Consider the following 19,283-nt stretch of genomic DNA (forward strand, 5'->3'; position numbering starts at 1 on the left):
CGCGGGCCGGCGCGGAGGGCGGAGGGGGCGCCTTGCCGATGGTGGCCGGGCCGGGGGCCGGCGCCGGGGTCGCGGCCGCGGGCCGCGCCGGATCGGTCGGCGGCTCCCCCGGATCCGGGGCGCCGGAGCGGGCGACCGGCGGCTCCACCGGTGGCGGGGTCGGGAAGCGGGGGCCGACCTCCAGCGCGGGCGAGGTCGCGACCAGCTCCAGCCGGGGGTCGGCGTGCCCCGGCCGACGCTCGGCCGCCTTCACCTTCTCGGCCTCGCTGAGCTCGGGGACCGGGGCGCCGATCTGGGTCTCGGCGCTGCGATCGAACTCCCCCGCCTCCAGCCGCGCTCGCTCGACCTCGCTGAGCTCGGGCACCGGCGGGCCGGCCATGGTGGCGGCGTTGCGATCGTACTCGCCCTCCTCCATCCGGGCCCGCTCCGCCAGGCTCAGCTCGGGCACCGTCGGGCCGGCCATGGTGGCGGCGTTGCGATCGTAGGCGGGGTCGCTCCCGGGCGGGGGGGCCGGCAGCGGCGGGCCTCCCGCGCCCGGCTGGGTCGTCGCGTTCGGGTCGGTCGCCGCGGCGGCCGGCGCGACCGGGGCCGCGGGATCGTCGGGCCGGAAGGCGGTGAAGATCCTCCCGCAGGCGCCGCACTGCACCGGGATCCCTCCCGGCCTCAGTGCCGCGTCCGGCAAGAGGAACTTCTTGCCGCAGGCGATGCAGGCGACCTTCATCGTGAGCCTTCCAACGAGAGCGCCCCGGCGAGAGCCCGGGGGGCCCTCATCTTCCCCCGGGTCCGGGCTGCGGCGCCACCACCAGCTGCCCCGCCACGGCCGCGAGGGTCGCCTCGCCGATCCCGGAGACCTCCTCGAGGGCCTCCACCGTGGCGAAGGGGCCGTGCGCCTCCCGGTGGGCGACGATGGCGCGGGCGCGGGTGGGACCGATCGCCGCGAGGGCCTCGAGGTCGCTCACCGTCGCGCGGTTCAGATCGATCGGCAGCCCGAGGGTCAGCAGGGAGGAGCCCGGGAGCATCTCCACCTCCGCGGCGCAGGCGCCCCCCTCCCCGGAGCTCACCCGCAGCCGCTCGCCCACCCCCAGCCGGATCCGGGCGAGGGTCTCGCCCGGCTCGCAGCCCGCCTCGTGCGCGGCCAGGGCGTAGAGGGCGGCGAGCTCGGAGAGGCAGCCGAGGCGCTCCCCGTCTCCGGGCCAGGCCACGGCGACGGGATCCTCGCAGGCGGGCAGCGCCGGTCCGGCGGCCTCCGGCGCGGGGCGGGTGACGCGGTAGAGCCCGAGGGCCCCGAGGCCGAGCGCCAGCAGCGCGGAGAGGAGCGCCCCGGCCCGGAGCCGGGAGGACGTCATGCGCGCTCCGTGGGCGGCAGGTGGAGCTGGAAGGCGTCGTGCAGGGTGCGGACGGCCAGCTCGATGTACTTCTCGTCGATGACCGCGGAGATCTTGATCTCCGAGGTGCTGATCATCTGGATGTTGATGCCCTCGCTGGCGAGGGCGCCGAACATCGTCGCCGCCACGCCGGCGTGGGTGCGCATGCCCAGCCCCACGATCGAGACCTTGGCCATGTTCTCGTCGGTGTCGACCGCGCCGGCGCCCATCCCGGCCGCGACCTCCTTCACCAGCTCGGTGGCGCGGCGCAGATCGTCCCGCCCGACCGTGAAGGTCACGTCGGTGTGATCCTGCAGCGAGACGTTCTGCACGATCATGTCCACCACGATCCCCTCCCTCGAGAGGGGCTCGAAGATCTTGGTGGCGATCCCGGGCTGGTCGGGCACGTGGCGCAGGGCGATCTTGGCCTGCTTGCGATCGTAGGCGACTCCGGAGACGACCTGGTCTTCCATGCTGGGATCCTCCCCGGTCACCAGGGTGCCGGGATCGTCGTTGAAGGAGCTCTTCACCCAGAGCGGCACCTTGTGCCGCTTGGCGAAGGCCACGCTGCGGATCTGCAGCACCTTCGCGCCGAGGGAGGCGAGCTCCAGCATCTCGTCGTAGGCGATGCGATCGAGCTTGCGGGCGGCGGCGTAGACGTTGGGGTCGGTGGTGTAGACCCCGTCCACGTCGGTGTAGATCTCGCAGGCGTCCGCGCCGAGGGCCGCGGCCATGGCCACCGCGCTGGTGTCCGAGCCGCCCCGGCCGAGGGTGGTGATGTTCCCCTCCTCGTCGATGCCCTGGAAGCCGGCGATGACCGCCACCGCACCCTTCTTCAACACCTCGTCCACCCGCTCCGGGCGGATGTGCTTGATCCGGGCCCGGGAGTGGGCGTCGTCGGTGTAGAGCTTCACCTGGTGCCCGAGGAGCGAGACGGCCTTGCCGCCGCGGGCCTGGATGGCCATGGAGAGGAGGCCGACCGAGACCTGCTCGCCGGTGGAGACGATGACGTCCTGCTCCCGGGCCGGCGGGGTGTCGGTGACCTGCTTCACCAGGCCGAGGAGGCGGTCGGTCTCGCCGGCCATCGCCGAGACCACCACGACCACGTCGTGGCCCGCCCGCTGGGTGGCCAGGACGCGGTCGGCGACCGCGAAGATCCGCTCGATGCTGCCGACGGAGGTGCCGCCGTATTTCTGGACGTGGAGACCCATTTCGAGCGGAGACTAGATCAGTCTCCCCGCAGGCTGAAGTCGAGAACGGAACCGCCTCGGGAAAAGCCGTGCACGTGGACGTGCACGTACACGTTCACGGGTTCTCCCGTTGACCGAGGGGTGGTAGGTCGCGCCCATGACCACCCCCCGCACCCCCCTCGAGATCGACGGCAACTCCCTCACCCTCGAGGCCATCCGCGAGGTGGCCCTGCGCCAGCGCCGGGTGTCCCTCTCCGAGGAGGCCGTGACCCGCATCGACGCCGCCCGGGAGGTGGTCGAGGAGATCCTGCGCACGGGCCAGGTCGCCTACGGCGTCAACACCGGCTTCGGCAACCTGGCCGAGGTCCGCATCGACGACGACGCCCTCGAGCGCCTCCAGCTCAACCTCCTGCGCTCCCACGCGGTGGGCGTCGGCGCCCCTCTCTCGATCGAGGAGAGCCGCGCGCTCCTGCTCCTGCGGGCGAACGTGCTCGCCAAGGGGGTCTCCGGCATCCGCCGCAGCACCGTCGAGGCCCTCCTGGCCTTGCTGGAGGCGGACGTGATCCCCGTGGTCCCCTCGAAGGGCTCGGTCGGCGCCTCCGGCGATCTCGCCCCCCTGGCTCACCTGGCCCTGGTCCTCGTCGGCGAGGGCGAGGCCCACTTCGAGGGCGAGCGCCTCCCCGGCGACGAGGCCCTGGCCCGGGCCGGCCTCGAGCCGGTCACCCTGGCGGCCAAGGAGGGCCTCTGCCTGGTGAACGGCACCCAGGCCATGGCCGCGGTGGGCACCCTCACCCTCCTGCGCGCGGAGGGTCTGGCCGAGGCCGCCGACGAGTCCGGCGCGATGACGGTCGAGGCCCTCCTGGGCAGCCACAAGCCCTTCCGGGAGGAGGTCCAGGCGATCCGCCCCCACCCCGGGCAGGCGGCGGTCGCCGCGCACCTGCGGGAGCTGCTGGCCGGCTCGCAGATCGTCGAGAGCCACCACGACTGCGACCGCGTCCAGGACGCCTACTCCCTGCGCTGCATGCCGCAGGTCCACGGCGCCGCCCGGGATGCCCTGGCCTTCGTCCGCCGCACCCTGGAGATCGAGGTCAACTCGGGCACCGACAATCCGCTGGTCTTCGTCGGCAGCGACGATCCCATCGTCAGCGGCGGCAACTTCCACGGACAGTACCTGGCTCAGGCCCTCGATCTGCTGGCCATCGCGGTCTCGGAGATCGGCGCCATCAGCGAGCGGCGCATCGAGCAGATCGTGAACCCCTCCCTCTCCCACCTGCCGGCCTTCCTGGCCCCGAACCCCGGCCTCGACTCCGGGATGATGATGGCCCAGGTCACCGCCGCCGCCCTGGTGGCCGAGAACAAGGTGCTGGCTCACCCCGCCTCGGTCGACTCGATCCCCTCGAGCGCCGGCCGGGAGGACCACGTCTCGATGGGGATGACCGCGGCCCTGAAGGCCCGGGAGATCGTCGAGAACACCCGGGGGGTGCTGGCCATCGAGCTCCTCTGCGCCGCCCAGGCCCTCGACCTTCGCAGCCCCCTGAAGCCGGGCGGCGGCGTGGCCCGGGTCCACGCCCTGATCCGCGCCGAGGTGCCCACCCTCACCGAGGACCGGGCGCTCGGGAAGGACATCGCCAAGATCGACGCCCTGCTGCGGGAGCGCCTCATCTAGGCTGTCCCCCAGATCCGGCCGGATGCTAGGTTGGGGGCTTCGGGAGGCCCCATGGCAAACGACGGCGAGGCTGCCGGAACCGGCATCGAGAACGCGACCGAGAACCCCGCGCAGGAGAGCGGAGCCGTGGCTCCCACCGGTCAGGAGGCGTCCTCCCCGGGCCCCGAGCCGGCCGAGGAGATCGTCGGCGCCGAGCACACCGACGAGCTCGAGCCGGATCCCGGCGAGGAGATCGTGCCGGCGTCCGAGGCTCCCACCCCGGGGGTGGGAGCCCCCGTCGCCGTGACCCCGGCGGAGGACGCCCCTCCCCAGATCGATCCCGAGCTCGCCGCCCACTGGGAGCGGGAGGTCGCCGGGCTCGAGCGAGAGGCCACCGCCCGGCAGCCCGAGGCGGACGCGGCGAGGCTCTGGTACGAGGCCGGCCTGATCCACGAGGGCCGCCTGAAGAACCCGCGGCAGGCCGCGGTCTGCTTCCAGACCGCCTTCAAGCTCGACCCGAGGTTCAGGCCGAACATCCGCAGCGCGAGGAAGCTTTTCGCCTCGGTCGGCAACTGGACGATGTTGGCGCACCTGCTCCAGGCCGAGGCGGACTGCACGGCCGAGCCCGAGCGCAAGGCGCCGCTGCTCTTCGAGCGGGCCGTGATCCTGCACGACCGCCTCTCCAAGCACGACGAGGCCCGCAGCGTTCTCGAGGCGGCCCAGTCCTTCTCCCCGGACGAGTTCTCCATCCTGCGCTACCTCGAGGATCTGGCGGCCCGCTCCGGTGACTTCGCCCGCCTGGCCGAGATCTACGAGCGCGAGGCGGCCCGGGTCACCGGGCAGGCCCTGAAGCTCGGCCTCCTCTGCGCGGCCGCCGGCCTCTGCGCCGACCGCCTCGACGCGGCCGAGCGGGCCACCCGCCTCTTCCAGCAGGCCCACGACCTCGATCCGCGGCATCCGGTGCCCATCGAGGCCCTCTCCCGCCTGCACTCGGCCAGCGGCTCCGAGGCGCTCCTCGGCGTCCTGCGGGCCGAGGCCGAGGCCACCAGCGACCCGAGCGTGGCGGCCTCCGCCCTCCTCGACGCGGCCCGCTGGGCGGCCGACCGCCTCGGGCGCTCCGAGGAGGCCCTCTCCCTCCTCGAGCAGGCCCGCGCCAAGGCCCCCCAGAGCCCGATGGTGCTCCAGGAGCTGGCGAAGGCCTACATCCTCGCCCACCGCGCGGGGCCGGCCACCGAGGTGCTCTCCCAGCTGGCCGAGATCACCGAGGACCGCCGCGCCCTCGCCGAGGTCCTGCGGACCTGGGGCCGGCTCCTCGAGGAGGAGCTGGGCGACGAGGCCGAGGCCGCGAAGGTCTTCCGCCGGATGGCCGAGGCCAGCCCCGGCAACCCCGACGCCCTCGCGGCGCTGGGCAAGCTCTACTTCCGCGCCCAGCGCTGGGACGACCTGATCTGGTCCTTCGAGCAGGAGCTCGACTCGACCACCGACCCCAAGCAGCGGGGGATGCGGCTCTACAAGATCGCCGAGATCCAGGAGGAGCGGCTGCAGAAGCCCGAGGAGGCCACCGCCACCCTCCGGCGGGTCCTCGAGGTGCTGCCCGGCTACCTGCCTGCCCTCCAGAGCCTCACCCGCCTCTACACGAGCGCCGGCCGCTGGGAGGACCTGATCGCCCTCCACGAGTCGGAGATCGAGGCCACCGATGCCCCCGAGCAGAAGGTGCAGCTCCTCGAGCTCATCGCCCGGATCCGCGAGGAGCGCCTCTCCGACGACGACGCCGCCGCCCAGGCCTACGATCGCATCCTGCAGATCATGCCCGATCACCTGGCGACGGTGCGGCGCCTGCGCGATCTCCACGCCCGGAACGAGCGCTGGGGCGATCTGATCACCATCCTGGAGCGCGAGGCCGAGCTGGTCACCGACCAGCGCCAGGTCATCGCCCTGCTCCACCGCTCCTGCGAGATCCTCGAGGAGAAGGTCGGCGACAAGGACGCGGCCATCGAGGCCTACCGCAAGGTGCTGGCCCTCTCCCCCAACTACCTCCCGGCGCTCAAGAGCCTGGGCAAGCTCTACTACCAGAAGGGCAAGTGGGCGGAGCTGGTCGAGATGTTCCGGATGGAGATCGAGGTCACCGTCGCGGTGGACCACGTGGTCTCCATCCTGCTGCGCATCGCCGACATCCAGCGCAGCCAGCTCCTCGACGAAGAGGCCTCGATCGAGACCTACCGGCAGGTGCTCGAGGAGCGGCCGGACAGCCTGCCCGCCCTGCGCGCCCTGCGCGAGCTCTACGAGCGCCGCGGTGAGTGGGACCGGGTGGTGGACGTGCTGCGCCGCGAGACCGAGGTCATGGTCGATCCGCGGGAGAAGGCCATCCTCCTCTTCCGGGCCGCCGAGATCCGCGAGCTGCGCTCCGCCGCCTCCGATCTGGCCGCCGAGCTCTACCAGGAGGCCCTGAGCTACCACCCCGGCCACCTCCCCTCCCTGCGGGCGCTCGAGCGCCTCTTCGCCCGCGCCGGCGCCTGGCGGGAGCTGGCGGCGGTCTACGAGCGCCTGCTCGCGGCCGCGGCCCCCGGTGAGCGGGTGGGCGTCTACCGCCAGCTGGCCGGCCTCTACCTCGACCGCCTGGATCAGCCGGCAAAGGCCAGCCAGTGCCTCGAGGCGGTCCTGGAGGCCGATCCGGACGATCCCACCGCGCTGCTCTCGCTGGAGCGCCTCTCCCTCAAGCAGGGGGCGTTCACCCGCGTGGCCGATCTGCGCGGTCGCCTCTCGGGGCTCGCCACCACCGGCGAGACCGCGGCGGACCTGCTCCTCGGCGCCGCCCTGGTCGAGGAGCACCTGGCCGAGCCCGCCCCCGACGCGACGCCGCGCTACGCGAAGATGCTCGAGCTCACGCCGGGCAGCGACGTGGCCCAGCGGCGGATCGGGCGCTCCCTGGCCGCCGCAGGACAGCTACAGCCGCTGGTGAAGGTCCTCGAGGCCCAGCTGGCCGGCGCCGACGGCGACGACCTGCGCCTGGACCTCTCCATGCGCCTGGGCGAGGCCCACCTGGAGCTGGGGAACGTCGCGGGGGCCGAGGCGGCCTTCCGGGAGGCGCTCGCCCTCGACGCCACCCACCTGCCGGCCATCGCCGGCCTGAAGCAGGCCGTCCACCAGCAGGGCAAGTGGGAAGAGGTCCAGCAGCTCCTCGAGCGGGAGGGCGAGGCCAGCCGGGACGCCGCCCGGGCGGTCGAGCTGCTCCTCGAGGCGGGCATCCTCCGCCAGGAGCACCTCGGCGACGAGGCCGGCGCCGAGGCGAGCTACCGCAAGGTGATCGAGCGCAACCCGGCGGAGGTGCGCGCGGCGGATCGCCTCTTCACGATCCTCTCGAAGGGTCAGCGCTGGCGGGACCTGGCCGAGCTCCACGTCGAGCGCGCCTCGCGGATCGACGATCCCACCGCCAAGGCAGCGGCGCTCACGGCGGCCGCCGACCTCTACGAGAACCAGCTCCTGGACCGGCAGAACGCCCTCGAGGTCGTGCAGCAGGCCCTGCAGGTCTCGCCCAACGACGGCGCGGCGCTGGAGCGGGCCGCGAACCTCGCCTTCGCCAACGAGGCCTGGGAGACGGCCGCCTCCCTCTACACCCGCCGGGTGGACGCCGGCGGCGACCCGCGCTCCCTGGTCCACGCCCGCCTGCGCCTGGGGCAGCTCTACCAGGAGCGCCTCGGCGACTTCCAGCGGGCCACGGCCTACTACCAGGACGTGCTGGCCGCCCAGCCCGGAAACGTCGACGCCCTCGGCCGCCTGATCGGGCTCCAGAAGACCTCCGGCAACTGGCCGGCGGTGGCCTCGGGCCTCTCGCTCCTCGCCGACGAGGTGAAGGATCCGGCCCGCCGGGTCGAGATCCTCCTGGACCTCGCCGACGTCCACGCCAACCGCCACCAGGACGCCGCCGCCGCGGCGCAGGTCCTGGAGCAGGTGCGCCAGCTCGACCCCTACAACGTGAAGGCGGTCGAGACCCTCGGCAGCTACTACGAGGGCCGGGGGGAGCACGCCCAGGTGGCGAAGGTCTACGAGTCCTTCGTGGCGGGCCTGCCCGAGAGCGAGGCCGGCCGGGCGGCGCCGATCCACGCGCGCCTCGGCGAGCTCTACGGCGGCCCCCTGGGCGAGCCGCAGACCGCGATGAAGCACTACCGCCAGGCGGTCGATCTCGATCCCGAGGCCGTCGCCCCGCGCATCGCCCTGGCCGACCTCTACGGCCGGGATCCGGCCCTGGTGCGCCAGGCCGTCGACGAGCACCGGCAGATCCTCCAGCGGGACCCCCTCCGGATCGACAGCTACCACTCCCTCTTCACGCTCTACGAGGCGCAGAAGGCCTTCGACAAGGCCTTCGTGGTCGCCGGCGTGCTGCACTTCCTGGGGGCCTGCGACAACGACGAGTCCTTCTTCTACACCGAGAACCGCAGCCGGCTGCCGACCGAGCACCGGGGCGAGCTCCCCGAGGAGGCGCACGACCGCATCCTGCGCCACCCGCTGGCCCGGCACCCCCTCCACGACGTGCTCAAGATCGTCGGGCACCAGCTCGGGAAGGTGCACCCCCCGGACCTGGCCGCCTATCAGGTGCAGAAGGGCGACAAGATCGCGCCCAAGGACAACAGCCCGCTGCGCCGGCTCTGCGAGCAGCTCCTGGCCGGCCTCGGGGGCGGCGACTTCGAGCTCTACCGGGCCGATCGCGTCTCGACCGTCCGGGCGGTGCTGCCCAACGATCCCCCGGCGGTGCTCGTGAGCAAGCAGCTGGTGCAGAAGTACCCCGTGCGGGGCCAGCGCTTCCTGCTGGGCACCCTCATGGAGCAGGTGCGCGGCGCCACCAGCCTCACCGAGATCCTCGACGGGCCCTCCTTCGCCGCGACCCTCCAGGCCGCCATCCAGGTGGTGCGCCCGGACTTCCAGGCCCTGGCGGCGGACGATCCCGCGCTCGCCAAGCGCTGCGCGAAGTCCATGAGCCGCAAGGCCAGGAAGTCCCTCGAGGAGATCGCCAGCCGGCTCTCGCCGAGCAACCCTCCGGACATCGAGGTCTTCGTCCGCGGGGTGCGGCTGACCAACCAGCGCGCCGGCATCGCCCTCTCGGGCGATCCCGAGAGCTGCCTGGAGCTGATCTGCGCGGCGGAGGGCAAGCCCCGGAGGGAGAACATCGCCGAGAGCCTCCACGACGCCCAGGACACCCTCGAGGCCCTGCGTTTCCTGACCTCGGACGAGCACTTCCGCCTCCGGGAGCTCCTGGGGCTCGTCATCGCCTGAATTCGACGGAGTGGTCAGCCGCTCCCTTCCCCCCTATACCCACACCACGATGGCTGATCGCCTGGAGCCCGGGACCCGCCTGGGTCGCTACAGAACTGAACGCCTGCTCGGAACGGGCGGCATGGGCGAGGCCTATCTCGCGATCGACGAGGTCATCGACGTCCCCGTCGTCCTCAAGGTCCTCTCCAAGAAGGTCCAGGGCGACTCGGCCGCCTTCACCCGCTTCAAGCGGGAGGTGCTCCTCTCCCGGAAGATCGCCCACCCCCGGGTCTGCAAGGTCTTCGACCTGCACCAGGAGGACGAGCTGTGGTTCCTCTCCATGGAGTACGTCGAGGGTGAGACCCTCGAGGCCGTCATGGCCCGGGAGGAGAGCCTGCCGATCGGCGAGGCCGTCCGGATCACCCTCCAGCTCTGCGATGGGCTGGCCGCCGCCCACGAGGCGGGGGTGGTCCACCGCGATCTGAAGCCGGCCAACATCATGCTGCGGCCCGGCCGCGAGCTCTCGATCCTCGACTTCGGCCTCGCCATCGGCCAGGACAACCAGCGGGTCACCCGGGTCGGCACCTTCGTGGGCACCGCCCACTACGTCGCCCCCGAGGTCGCCCGCGGCCAGCAGGCCACCGAGCAGAGCGACCTCTACGCCGTGGGCGCCCTCCTCTACCGGATGGTCACCGGCGACGTGCCCTTCGACGGCGCCAACATCATGGAGATCTGCCGGGCGGTCATCCAGGACGACTGCCTGCCGCCCTCGGCGCTGAACCCCGAGCTCGAGCCCGATCTCGAGCGGGTGATCCTCAAGGCCATGGAGAAGGATCCGGCGAAGCGTTACGCCAACGTCCGGGACATCCAGGTCGCCCTCGAGTCCGCGACCCTGAGCGTCCCGGGCACCGAGGTGCAGGTCCACTCCCAGCCCCAGCAGCAAGACGCCTCGGCCGCGGAGATGGAGGCGGTGGTGGGCTACTCGGCCGTGTTGCGGGCCCAGCAGCGGCAGACCACCCTCCTCTTCTCGGACATCGTCGAGATCACCCCCTTCTTCGAGCGCTACGGAGACATCGAGGGGCGCAAGAAGATCGAGAAGCACAACCGCCTGCTCTTCCCGATCATCGAGGCCCACCAGGGCCGGGTCGTGAAGACCATCGGGGACGCGATCATGGCCTTCTTCGAGCTGCCCGATGAGGGCCTCGAGGCGGCGATCGAGATGCAGGAGGCCCTGGAGCGCCACAACGCGACCGTCGCCGAGCCCGACTTCCGGATCGAGATCCGGATCGGCGTGAACTCCGGCGAGGCCATCGTGGAGGCGGACGACGTCTACGGGGACGCCGTGAACGTGGCCTCGCGGGTCTCCTCCCGGGCGGCCGGCAGCCAGATCCTCGTCAGCCAGGCGACGGTCGACTGCCTGGAGATGGAGTGGGACGAGCTCGTGCCGATGGGCACCTTCCAGCTCAAGGGGAAGGCCGAGCCCGTGCGGATCTACTTCCTGCGCTGGAAGGCGGGCCTGGAGGTGCCGCAGCGGGCCGCGCCCCCCTCCCCGGCCCCCCCGCCGGCGCCCCGGGCCGACCGGCCGGCACCGGTGGCGGCCCCGGCCCCGGCCCCGACACCGGCCCCCACGGAAGAGCAGCCGGGCCTGATCGGCTCCTTGCGGCTGCCCCACCTCATCGGCGCCTTCGTCGGCCTCCTCGTGCTCGCGGTCGGCCTGGGCTGGCTCGGCTCCCGGCTGGTCGGCGGCGGCCAGCCCACGGTCACCCGCCTGCCGACCCCCGACCCGGCGCAGCCGGCCCCGGACCCGGCCGTCCCGGCGCCGACGCCCACGCCGGATCCCGTCCCTCCGACCCCGACGCCAACGCCGGATCCGGTCGTCCCGACCCCGACGCCCACCCCGACGCCGACGCCGGATCCGGTCGATCCGCCCCCGGGCGACCTCCAGCCGGAGGACGAGGGCCCGACCCTCACCGTGGACGACACCCTGGCGACCCTGCTGAACGCCCGGGGGATCCTGCCGGACGACGATCCGACCCTCGAGCAGATCCTCATCAAGATGAACGACGCGACGGGGCGCAAGCGGGCCCGCCTCGGGCGGCAGGCCTTCGCCCGCGCCGACAAGCTGGTGATCGACGAGACCTTCGTGCGGGCGAAGCTGCTGCGCCTCGAGGTGAAGGTGAAGTCGCGGGGGCTGCTCACCGTCGGAAGCCGCCAGAGCGAGTACCTGATGCGCGCCCGGGAGGCGATCCGGGCCGGGAAGTACGAGCACGCCAACCAGCTGCTCAACGCCGGCTTCCGCAGCCTCAAGCGCTCGCGCTAGCGTCCCGCCGCTCGAGCACCCGCTCGGCCGGCAGGCGGGCGAGCAGCGCCTCGAGCGCCGCCTGCACCCGATCGCGCTCGGCCCCCTCCAGGGTGACCCGCACCTGGAAGCCCTCCCCGGTGTCGAGGCTGGGGTAGCTGCCGATCTCGATCCCGGGGTGGGCGGCCAGCACCGCCTCGAGGTGCGGCGCCAGGCTGCTCTCGCCCGTCCGCAGGCGCAGCTCGGCCAGGTGGTAGGGGCGGCCCCCGAGCGCGGGGAGGATCTGATCGACCTTCTCCCGGAAGATCTCGGGGATGCCCGGCAGGATGTAGATGCGCCCGCAGCGCAGGGCCGGGAAGATCATCCCCTCCCGCACGATCAGCTCGGTCCCCCGGGGCAGGTTGGCCATGCGCAGGTGGACCTCGTTGATCCGCGCGCCGATCAGCTCCCGCAGGAGGGCCTCCATCTCGGGGTGGCGCTCCAGGGGCACCTCGAGCACGCGGGCCACGCAGGCGGCGGTGATGTCGTCGTGGGTCGGCCCGATGCCCCCCGAGGAGAAGACGTGGTCCGCCAGCGCCAGGCCCTCCCGCAGCGCCGCCTCCAGGAGGGGCGCCTCGTCGGGGACCACCGTCACCTTGCGCAGGGCCAGCCCCGCCGCCCGCAGCTTCCGGGCCAGGTAGGGGGTGTTGCAGTCCTCGATCTTCCCGGAGAGGAGCTCGGAGCCGACGATGACCGCCGCGACGGTGGGCCGGGAGGAGCCAGCCATGCGCGCCCTTCAGGAGGTCGGCTCGAGGGGGTTGCCCCGCTCCTCGAGGCCGAACTCCTTGATCTTCTTGATCAGGGTCGTGCGGGAGACCCCCAGGCGGGCCGCCAGCTTGGTCTTGTTCCAGTGGGTGGCCACCAGGCCCTCCTGGATCATCTCCCGCTCCAGCGCCGCCACCGCCGAGGCGAGATCGCCCTTCATCCGGAAGCGCTCCAGGTTCCGCGCCGCGGGGGAGCCCATCCCCGGCCGCGCGCCGGTGTCGAGGAGGTCGGCGGAGAGCATCGTCTCGTCTCCCGAGAGCACGACCAGGCGCTCGATCTCGTTCTCGAGCTCGCGGATGTTGCCCGGCCACTCGTGGGCGTAGAAGTGCGCCATCACCTCGGGGGAGACCTTCTTCAGGGCGAAGCCCCGCTTCTGGGCCTGCTGCTCCAGGAAGTGATCGACCAGGAGGGGCAGGTCCTCCTTGCGGTCGCGCAGGGGCGGCACCTCCACGTTGATCACGTTGAGGCGGTAGTAGAGGTCCTCACGGAACTCGCGCCGATCGACCATCTCCTTGAGCTTGCGGTTCGTCGCCGCCATGATCCGCACGTCGACCTTCTCGGGCCGGGTGCCACCCACCGGCAGGAAGGTGCCCTCCTGCAGCACGCGCAGGAGCTTCACCTGCATGGCCATGCTCATGTCCCCGACCTCGTCGAGGAAGAAGCTGCCCCCGTCGGCGACCTTGAAGAGCCCCTGCTTGTCCCGGCTGGCGCCGGTGAAGGCCCCCTTCACGTGCCCGAAGAGCTCGGACTCGAGGAGGTTGTCGTTGAGGGCCGAGCAGTTCTGGATGACGAAGGGACCGTCCTTGCGGGGGCCGCCGTAGTGGAGGGCCCGGGCGATGAGCTCCTTGCCGGTGCCGTTCTCCCCGGTGATCAGGCAGGTCGAGTCGGTCTGGGAGACCTTCTCCAGGAGGTGGAACATCCGCTTCATCGCGGAGCTCTTGCCCACGATGCTGCCGAAGCTGTAGCGGCCGGTGAGCCGCCCCTCGAGCTCGGAGATGCGGCTCTCCTGCTCACGCACCGTGCGCCCGACCTCGACGATCTCCTCCACCGTGGTCTCGAGGAGGTCGGTGAAGTAGGCGAGGTCCCGGCGGCTGATCCGCGGCACGCTCGGGAAGTCGCGCTGCACGTCGGTGCCGGCCACGCCCGAGGCCTTCACCGCGTCGTAGACCCGGTCGGCGCGCTCGTCCTCGTCCTCGATCAGGAAGCCGCCGGCGAAGATCGCACCGTGGAACTTGCCGAGATCGTCCACCACCGGCACCAGCACGATCGGGAAGCCCAGGTGGCAGGTCTCCACCAGGCGGGCGCGGATCTCACCGGCGCCCCGCACCTCGTCGATGGCCTTCTCCACCGAGTGGTTGCACAGCCCGAAGCCCTCCTTGTGCCCCAGGGAGGACTGGCAGATGCGGTTGTGGGGCGGGACGATCTTGCCCTTGGCGTGGTCGAGGACGTAGCCCGACTCGTCCGCGTAGGAGAGCTCGATGTTCCACCACTTGCGGATCTTCTCCCGGATCTTCCGGACGATGTGGAGATCTTCGAATCGGGAGAAGTCGATCATGGGCTCGGGGAGAGGCTATCAGCTATCAGCCGTCAGCTGTCAGCGGTGAGGAGCGGCGCGATGGCCTGCCAGATCTCCTCCGCGACCTGCTCCACGGAGGGGTTGGCGTCGATGCGGACGACGGGGCTGGTGTAGTCGGGGTCGTCGGCGCGCTCGGCGTAGGCCGCGGCGATCCTGCGCTGCAGCTCGAGGGCGTCGAAGCGCTCGTCCGGCCCGTGGCGATCCGCCCGGCGCTTCAGCGCCTCGTCGGCCGAGATCTCGAGCAGGAGGGTCAGGTCCGCAGGGAGCGCCCGGGCGTTGATGGCCTTCACCCAGGTCAGCTCGCAGTCCACGCCCTGGTAGGCCAGGGAGGAGAGGACGTAGCGGTCGGTGATCACGTGCACCCCCTCCTCCAGGCGGGGCAGGATCTCCGACTCGAGGTGATCCAGGCGATCCGCCGCGAAGAGGGCCGCCACCACCTCGGGCCCGACCCGCTCGTTCGCGTCGGTGCCGCCCCGCCGCAGGCGCCCGGTGAGGACCTGCCGCAGGAGGGTGCCGATGGGCCCGCCGGAGGGCTCGTAGGTGCGGTGGACCCGGTGGCCGGCCGCCGCGAGCCGCTCGCAGAGGAGGTGGGCCTGGGTGGTCGTCCCGACCCCGTCGATGCCCTCGAGGGCGATCAGCCTTCCCCGCCTCTGCTCGTCCATGACCCCGCAGAGCCTATCCCAGGTCGGCCCGGCTTGGAGCCCTCTGCGGGGGCCCCCGGGTGTGACCCGGATCGCTTGACGGGAGGGCCGCCGCGGCGGAATTTCGGCCTCACGATTGAATCTCCCGCCTCCCGCTGCGTTCTTGGGGGGCGAAGCCGCCTTCGAGCCGTCTCCCTCCACGGGCCCCTCGTGCCCCTCCTGATAAAGGTCCAGCCATGAACGTGCGTATCGTCCTCGCGCTCCTCGCCGCCCTCGGCCTCGTCCTCCCCGCCTCCGCCCAGACCACCACCACCGAGGAGGTGGACGTGAACATGGGGGTCGGCGGCATGGGCATCCCCGGGATGGGCGTGAACATGAACGTCCGGGTCACCGAGACCACCGACGACGACGAGGACGACGATGACGACGAGGAGGTGGACGTCAACGTGAACATGGGCGGCATGGGCGTCCACACCAGCTCCTCGACCACCACCGTGCGCACCGGCAGCTCGACCACCGTGCGCACCAGCGGCAGCGGCACCCACGTGCGCGCCGGCGGCACCACGGTCAACACCCGCCAGGCTCCGCCCCCGCCCGCTCCGGCGCCCGCCGCCTGCCCCATGATGGCCCCCCGCACCTTCGGCGAGGTCATGAGCGCCATCGACGACGAGAGCTTCGGCGACGGCAAGCTCTCGGTCCTCGGAGACGCCATCGAGTCCAGCTGCCTCTCCGTGCAGCAGGTCGTGAAGATCCTCGGCGCCTTCGACTTCGGCGACGACAAGCTCAAGGCCCTCGAGAAGATGGCCCCGCGCATCGCCGACCCGCAGAACAAGTTCAAGATCTACGGCGCCTTCGACTTCGACGCGGACAAGAAGAAGGCCAAGCAGATCCTCGCCGGGATCTGACCTGATTCCCGTGTCCTGAACCTGGTCAATCCCCGGATCAGGGGCCTAGAATTGGTCGTATGAGGCCTCTGATCCCCCTCCTCCTGGCGTGCGCCGCCCTCGCGGCGAGCGGCTGCGGTTCGCGCGAGGAGCCCGTCTACGACGACGACATCGGGGTGCAGGCCATCCCGGTGGAGGAGCCCGGGGGCCTGGCGGGCCGCTTCGCCCTGGCCATCCGGGTGGCCGACCTGGTGGACGCCCCCCTCATCGGCGAGTCCGAGGGGGGCTCGATGGCGGCCTACCTGGTCGAGCGCGCCTGGGACGGGGAGACCTACAGCGAGGTCCACCGGCACTGCACCGGCGTGATCGAGCCGGTGGCGGGCAACAAGACCTTCATCCCCGACGCCTTCCGGCAGACCGTCCCGCCCTCGACCTCCCACACCCTGAGCCTCGAGGACGCCACCGGGGCCTACCTCGTCACCGGCCACCTCGAGCTCTGGGGCCTGCGCGACCTGCCCGACCCCTACGAGACCCCCCTGCCGGCGACCGTCGAAGAGGCCGAGGCCCCCCCCCACTCGGAGCGGATCTTCGACATGGACGGGGACGGGAACCCCGGGATGACCGCCCAGATCCAGGGCTTCGTCTCCGGCGATCAGTACTTCGTCCAGCGCCGGGTCCTGGGCCTCGACGGCATCACCCTCGGCCCGGACCGGCTCATCGGCCTGGTGGACAACAAGAGCGAGAAGACCTCCATCGGAGGCAGCAACCGCGTCCTGGCCGCCCAGAACGAGGTGACCCCCGACCCGAACCCCCTGCTCACCTGGTTCGACCAGCTCCGGATCGCCGACGAGGCCGGCTGCGAGGCCGTGAAGGCCCTCGTCGCCGACGAGGCCCTCGGCTTCGACCGCCCCTTCTGAAGGACTCCCCCATGTCCAGCAGCTTCACCGTCCGCCTGATGAAGGCCGACGACTTCGACGCCGTGGTCGCCCTCGACAGCCGCACGACCGGGGCCGCCCGGGTCGAGTACTACCAGATGAAGTTCGACAAGCTCTTCGCCTCCAAGGAGTTCCTGCCGACCTCGATGGTCGCGGAGGACGAGGCCGGCGCGCTGGTCGGCTTCGTGATGGCCGAGCTCTACATGGGCGAGTACGGCATCTCGCGGGCCGGCGCGACCCTCGACACCATCGGCGTCGAGCCCGGGCAGCGGCAGCAGGGCGTCGGCAAGGAGCTGCTCGAGGCGCTGATGGCGCACCTGAAGCAGCTCGGCGTGACCCGGGTGAACACCCTGGTCGACGTCAGCGACGAGACCCTCCTCACCTTCTTCTCCTCGAACGCCTTCGAGCGAGCCCGGAGCGTAGTCTACCTCGAGCGCGCCCTCTAGGGGGGTCAGCGCTCGTTGAAGCCGCGGCCGGCGAGGATGGCCTCGCGCTGCCGCTCGATCCGGGGGAGGCGGGTCTTCGCCTGCTTCGCCTGGTTGAGGTGGAGCAGGTGGGAGCGCCGGCGCCCCGGGGTGAGCGCCTCCCAGGCCTCCCGCAGCGCCGCGTCCCTCGCCAGCGCCTCCTCCAGCTCCCGGGGGAGGGGCTCGGCCGGGCGGCTGGGGCGATCGACCCGGGCACCGGACTCCGCCACCGCGATGGCCTGGGCCAGGAGCGCCTGGATCTGCTTCTTGCGGGCCTTCACCTGCGAGAGCTCGGTGAACTTCAGCACCCGGGCGGCCTGGGTCTTCTCGCCGGCCTTCTCCAGCAGCCCCGCCTCGTCCTCGAGCAGGGCGCCCTGGAAGAAGTTGATCGAGCAGTAGTCGTTGAAGGCGCTGACGATGACGACGTTCTTCCCCTGGTGGGTGTAGGCCGGCATGCTCCACTTCAGGGTCTCGATCAGGCCGCTGGCGCGCACCAGCCGGCGCAGCTCGGCGAGGATCCCCGGCCACCGGTGGATCTTGCAGTCGGGGGTGGCGCCCTTCTCGCAGCGGCCGCATCCCTCCAGGAAGTACTGGTCGACCGACTCGATCTTCTGCTTCACGGTGCGGCCGCCTCGGGGGCTGCGGGGGCTGCGGGGGCGGCCGGGGGCGGCCCGGCCGGGGGCGGGCCGTCGGAGCCGGTGAAGTGCGGTCCCCGGAACTGCCCCCAGCGCACCGCGCCCGGCCCGGAGAGCTCCCAGCGCTCCAGGTGGGTGTAGTGGGCGAGGATCAGGTCGAGCTTGCCGTCGCCGTCCAGATCACCCAGCCAGGGGGTGCAGGCGCTGAAGCGATCGAGCTTCTGCTGCAGGAGCTCCTTCTTGCCCGGCCCGCCGTCGAAGACGTGGAGGGTGCCGCCGAACTCGAGGGGGTTGGGGCCGCCGTTGGAGATGACGAGGGTCTCGTCGAGGCCGTCGCCGTTCAGATCGACCGTGACCGGGGAGGCCTGGATGTAGACCCCGACGGTCTTGCGCTCGAGGACGGCGCCGGTGGCGCCGTCGACCCAGATCACCTCGGCGTGGTCCTCGTAGACGGGCAGCTTGCCCCTCGAGATCGCCGCGACCACGTCCACGGTGGCGTCCCCCCCGAAGCGGCCGGGCGCCGGGGTGGAGGTGGTCTCGAAGCCCTCGTTCTTCACGGTCCAGACCACCTCGCCGCTGCGGCCGTCGACCCGCAGGAGGTTGGCGTCGAAGTCGATGGCGACCACGTCCAGCAGCGGCTCGGTGGCGCCCGGGGCCCGCAGGTCGAAGAGGCTGGGCGAGGACACGAAGCCCCGGCCCGGTGAGGGCAGGCGCCACTGCTCCTCCCAGGAGGGCACGCTGACGGCGAAGAGGTGCCCGGGGAGGGTCCAGCCGCCCGAGCCGAGGATCGCCCGGGGCCCGCCGCCGGCCTCTTCGTAGGCGGGGAAGGTGTAGATCTCCTTCTTGTCGGCGCTGCGCTGCTTGGCCAGCAGCTTGCCGCTGGCCCCGCGCACCACCAGGCTCCGCCCCACCAGCCGGTGCTCGTCGTCGTAGGAGCCTCCCTGGGAGAGGAGCAGCTCCGCCACCCCGTCGCCGTCCAGATCCGGCAGGGGCACGGCGCCGTTGAAGTTCAACCGCGCGGTGTTGCGGTTCTTCTGGCGCAGCGACCAGAGGGTCTTTCCGGTCTTGCCGTCGAGCGCATAGAAGTCCAGCGTCCGCCCGCCGGTCAGGACGTCCTGCACGCCGTCGCCGTTCACGTCCAGGAGGTGGGGGGTGGCGTAGAGCTCGTCCTTGAAGCGCCGCCTCCAGCGGACCTTGCCGGTCTTCGCGTCCACCACCGCCGCGGCGCCACCCTGGCCCATGTGGCCGCCCCCCACCGCGATCTCCGGGGTGCCGTCGCCCTCCAGGTCGAGGACCCTCGGCGAGGAGCCGCCGCCGCCGGGGAGCTGGGTCTGCCAGAGGCGCTTCAGGGTCAGGTCCTCTGCCCGGGCCTCGCTAGCGAAGAGCAGCACGACGAGCGTCGCCAGCAGGCGTGTGGTGCACATCGTGATTGGATACCCCGCTTTCCGGGTCGCGACCACGGAAACCGAGGAGAAACCGAGCACGTTCACGTGCACGTACACGTGCACGGCTTCTCCCCTGATCCGCCCTGGCTCCTCGAACGAGCGGTCGTGCCTTCAAAAAAAACGCCGCGTCGGGGAGATGGCCCCGACGCGGCGT

14 protein-coding genes are annotated in these 19,283 nt (G+C 72.0%); 6 read left to right on the forward strand and 8 right to left on the reverse strand.

The window, feature by feature from the left end; translation table 11 throughout:
* From P1V51_19360 to P1V51_19370, 3 genes are all read right to left on the reverse strand, one after another.
* The coding region (locus P1V51_19360; protein MDF1565204.1) for a zinc-ribbon domain-containing protein at nt 1-721 on the reverse strand (721 nt) is incomplete at its 3' end.
* A 46-nt stretch (nt 722-767) separates the two neighbouring features.
* The gene (locus P1V51_19365) at nt 768-1,346 is read right to left on the reverse strand and encodes a helix-hairpin-helix domain-containing protein (protein ID MDF1565205.1); all 579 of its coding nucleotides are present in this window, start codon (nt 1,344-1,346) and stop codon (nt 768-770) included.
* Entirely contained in the window at nt 1,343-2,575 is a 1,233-nt protein-coding gene (locus P1V51_19370; GenBank protein ID MDF1565206.1) for an aspartate kinase, read from the reverse strand. Before P1V51_19370 ends, P1V51_19365 begins: the two co-directional genes overlap by 4 nt.
* A 136-nt stretch (nt 2,576-2,711) precedes the next feature.
* Between P1V51_19370 and hutH the strand changes: the two genes are divergently transcribed.
* From hutH to P1V51_19385, 3 genes are read left to right on the forward strand one after another with little or no spacing between them, the layout of a single operon-like run.
* Nucleotides 2,712-4,220, forward strand: coding sequence for a histidine ammonia-lyase (gene hutH, locus P1V51_19375; GenBank protein MDF1565207.1), 1,509 nt, complete (start codon nt 2,712-2,714; stop codon nt 4,218-4,220).
* Nucleotides 4,221-4,271: 51 nt separating this feature from the next.
* Entirely contained in the window at nt 4,272-9,467 is a 5,196-nt protein-coding gene (locus P1V51_19380) for a tetratricopeptide repeat protein (protein MDF1565208.1), read from the forward strand.
* A 49-nt stretch (nt 9,468-9,516) separates the two neighbouring features.
* Entirely contained in the window at nt 9,517-11,766 is a 2,250-nt protein-coding gene (locus P1V51_19385) for a protein kinase (GenBank protein ID MDF1565209.1), read from the forward strand.
* Here P1V51_19385 and P1V51_19390 read toward each other — a convergent pair.
* Genes P1V51_19390 through tmk form a run of 3 tightly spaced genes read right to left on the reverse strand, consistent with a single transcriptional unit; the run spans nt 11,750 to nt 14,787 of the window.
* Entirely contained in the window at nt 11,750-12,511 is a 762-nt protein-coding gene (locus P1V51_19390) for a molybdopterin-binding protein (GenBank protein MDF1565210.1), read from the reverse strand. The two genes, P1V51_19385 and P1V51_19390, sit on opposite strands and share 17 nt — an antisense overlap.
* Nucleotides 12,512-12,520: 9 nt before the next feature.
* Nucleotides 12,521-14,104: a sigma 54-interacting transcriptional regulator gene (locus P1V51_19395; protein ID MDF1565211.1), complete on the reverse strand. Its 1,584-nt coding sequence runs from the start codon at nt 14,102-14,104 to the stop codon at nt 12,521-12,523.
* 32 nt (nt 14,105-14,136) lie between these two features.
* Nucleotides 14,137-14,787: a dTMP kinase gene (gene tmk / locus P1V51_19400; protein MDF1565212.1), complete on the reverse strand. Its 651-nt coding sequence runs from the start codon at nt 14,785-14,787 to the stop codon at nt 14,137-14,139.
* 215 nt (nt 14,788-15,002) lie between these two features.
* Between tmk and P1V51_19405 the strand changes: the two genes are divergently transcribed.
* The 3 genes from P1V51_19405 to P1V51_19415 are packed head-to-tail and all read left to right on the forward strand — an operon-like array spanning nt 15,003 to nt 17,031.
* Entirely contained in the window at nt 15,003-15,671 is a 669-nt protein-coding gene (locus P1V51_19405) for a DUF4476 domain-containing protein (GenBank protein MDF1565213.1), read from the forward strand.
* A gap of 59 nt (nt 15,672-15,730) precedes the next feature.
* Nucleotides 15,731-16,567 (forward strand): hypothetical protein, encoded by an 837-nt coding sequence (locus P1V51_19410; protein MDF1565214.1) that lies wholly within the window; start codon nt 15,731-15,733, stop codon nt 16,565-16,567.
* Nucleotides 16,568-16,578: 11 nt separating this feature from the next.
* Nucleotides 16,579-17,031 carry a GNAT family N-acetyltransferase gene (locus P1V51_19415; GenBank protein MDF1565215.1) on the forward strand — a complete coding sequence of 151 codons (453 nt, stop codon included), beginning with the start codon at nt 16,579-16,581 and terminating at the stop codon, nt 17,029-17,031.
* A gap of 5 nt (nt 17,032-17,036) precedes the next feature.
* On the opposite strand, the gene P1V51_19420 is transcribed toward P1V51_19415, so the two are convergent.
* Complete coding sequence (locus tag P1V51_19420; GenBank protein MDF1565216.1) at nt 17,037-17,669, reverse strand: DUF1801 domain-containing protein; 633 nt, start codon at nt 17,667-17,669, stop codon at nt 17,037-17,039.
* A complete protein-coding gene (locus tag P1V51_19425) occupies nt 17,666-19,108 on the reverse strand; it encodes a PQQ-binding-like beta-propeller repeat protein (GenBank protein MDF1565217.1) in 1,443 nt (480 codons plus the stop codon). Before P1V51_19425 ends, P1V51_19420 begins: the two co-directional genes overlap by 4 nt.
* Nucleotides 19,109-19,283: the final 175 nt, after the last annotated feature.

This window comes from Deltaproteobacteria bacterium, from assembly GCA_029210625.1.
In the GTDB taxonomy this organism is placed as follows: domain Bacteria; phylum Myxococcota; class Myxococcia; order SLRQ01; family SLRQ01; genus JARGFU01.

What these genes read in the sequence shown, in the direction of transcription:
- P1V51_19365 (MDF1565205.1), bottom strand. Translation starts at nt 1,346, where the DNA reads ATGACGTCCTCCCGGCTCCGGGCCGGGGCGCTCCTCTCCGCGCTGCTG.
- P1V51_19370 (MDF1565206.1), bottom strand. Translation starts at nt 2,575, where the DNA reads ATGGGTCTCCACGTCCAGAAATACGGCGGCACCTCCGTCGGCAGCATC.
- hutH (MDF1565207.1), top strand. Translation starts at nt 2,712, where the DNA reads ATGACCACCCCCCGCACCCCCCTCGAGATCGACGGCAACTCCCTCACC.
- P1V51_19380 (MDF1565208.1), top strand. Translation starts at nt 4,272, where the DNA reads ATGGCAAACGACGGCGAGGCTGCCGGAACCGGCATCGAGAACGCGACC.
- P1V51_19385 (MDF1565209.1), top strand. Translation starts at nt 9,517, where the DNA reads ATGGCTGATCGCCTGGAGCCCGGGACCCGCCTGGGTCGCTACAGAACT.
- P1V51_19390 (MDF1565210.1), bottom strand. Translation starts at nt 12,511, where the DNA reads ATGGCTGGCTCCTCCCGGCCCACCGTCGCGGCGGTCATCGTCGGCTCC.
- P1V51_19395 (MDF1565211.1), bottom strand. Translation starts at nt 14,104, where the DNA reads ATGATCGACTTCTCCCGATTCGAAGATCTCCACATCGTCCGGAAGATC.
- tmk (MDF1565212.1), bottom strand. Translation starts at nt 14,787, where the DNA reads ATGGACGAGCAGAGGCGGGGAAGGCTGATCGCCCTCGAGGGCATCGAC.
- P1V51_19405 (MDF1565213.1), top strand. Translation starts at nt 15,003, where the DNA reads ATGAACGTGCGTATCGTCCTCGCGCTCCTCGCCGCCCTCGGCCTCGTC.
- P1V51_19410 (MDF1565214.1), top strand. Translation starts at nt 15,731, where the DNA reads ATGAGGCCTCTGATCCCCCTCCTCCTGGCGTGCGCCGCCCTCGCGGCG.
- P1V51_19415 (MDF1565215.1), top strand. Translation starts at nt 16,579, where the DNA reads ATGTCCAGCAGCTTCACCGTCCGCCTGATGAAGGCCGACGACTTCGAC.
- P1V51_19425 (MDF1565217.1), bottom strand. Translation starts at nt 19,108, where the DNA reads ATGTGCACCACACGCCTGCTGGCGACGCTCGTCGTGCTGCTCTTCGCT.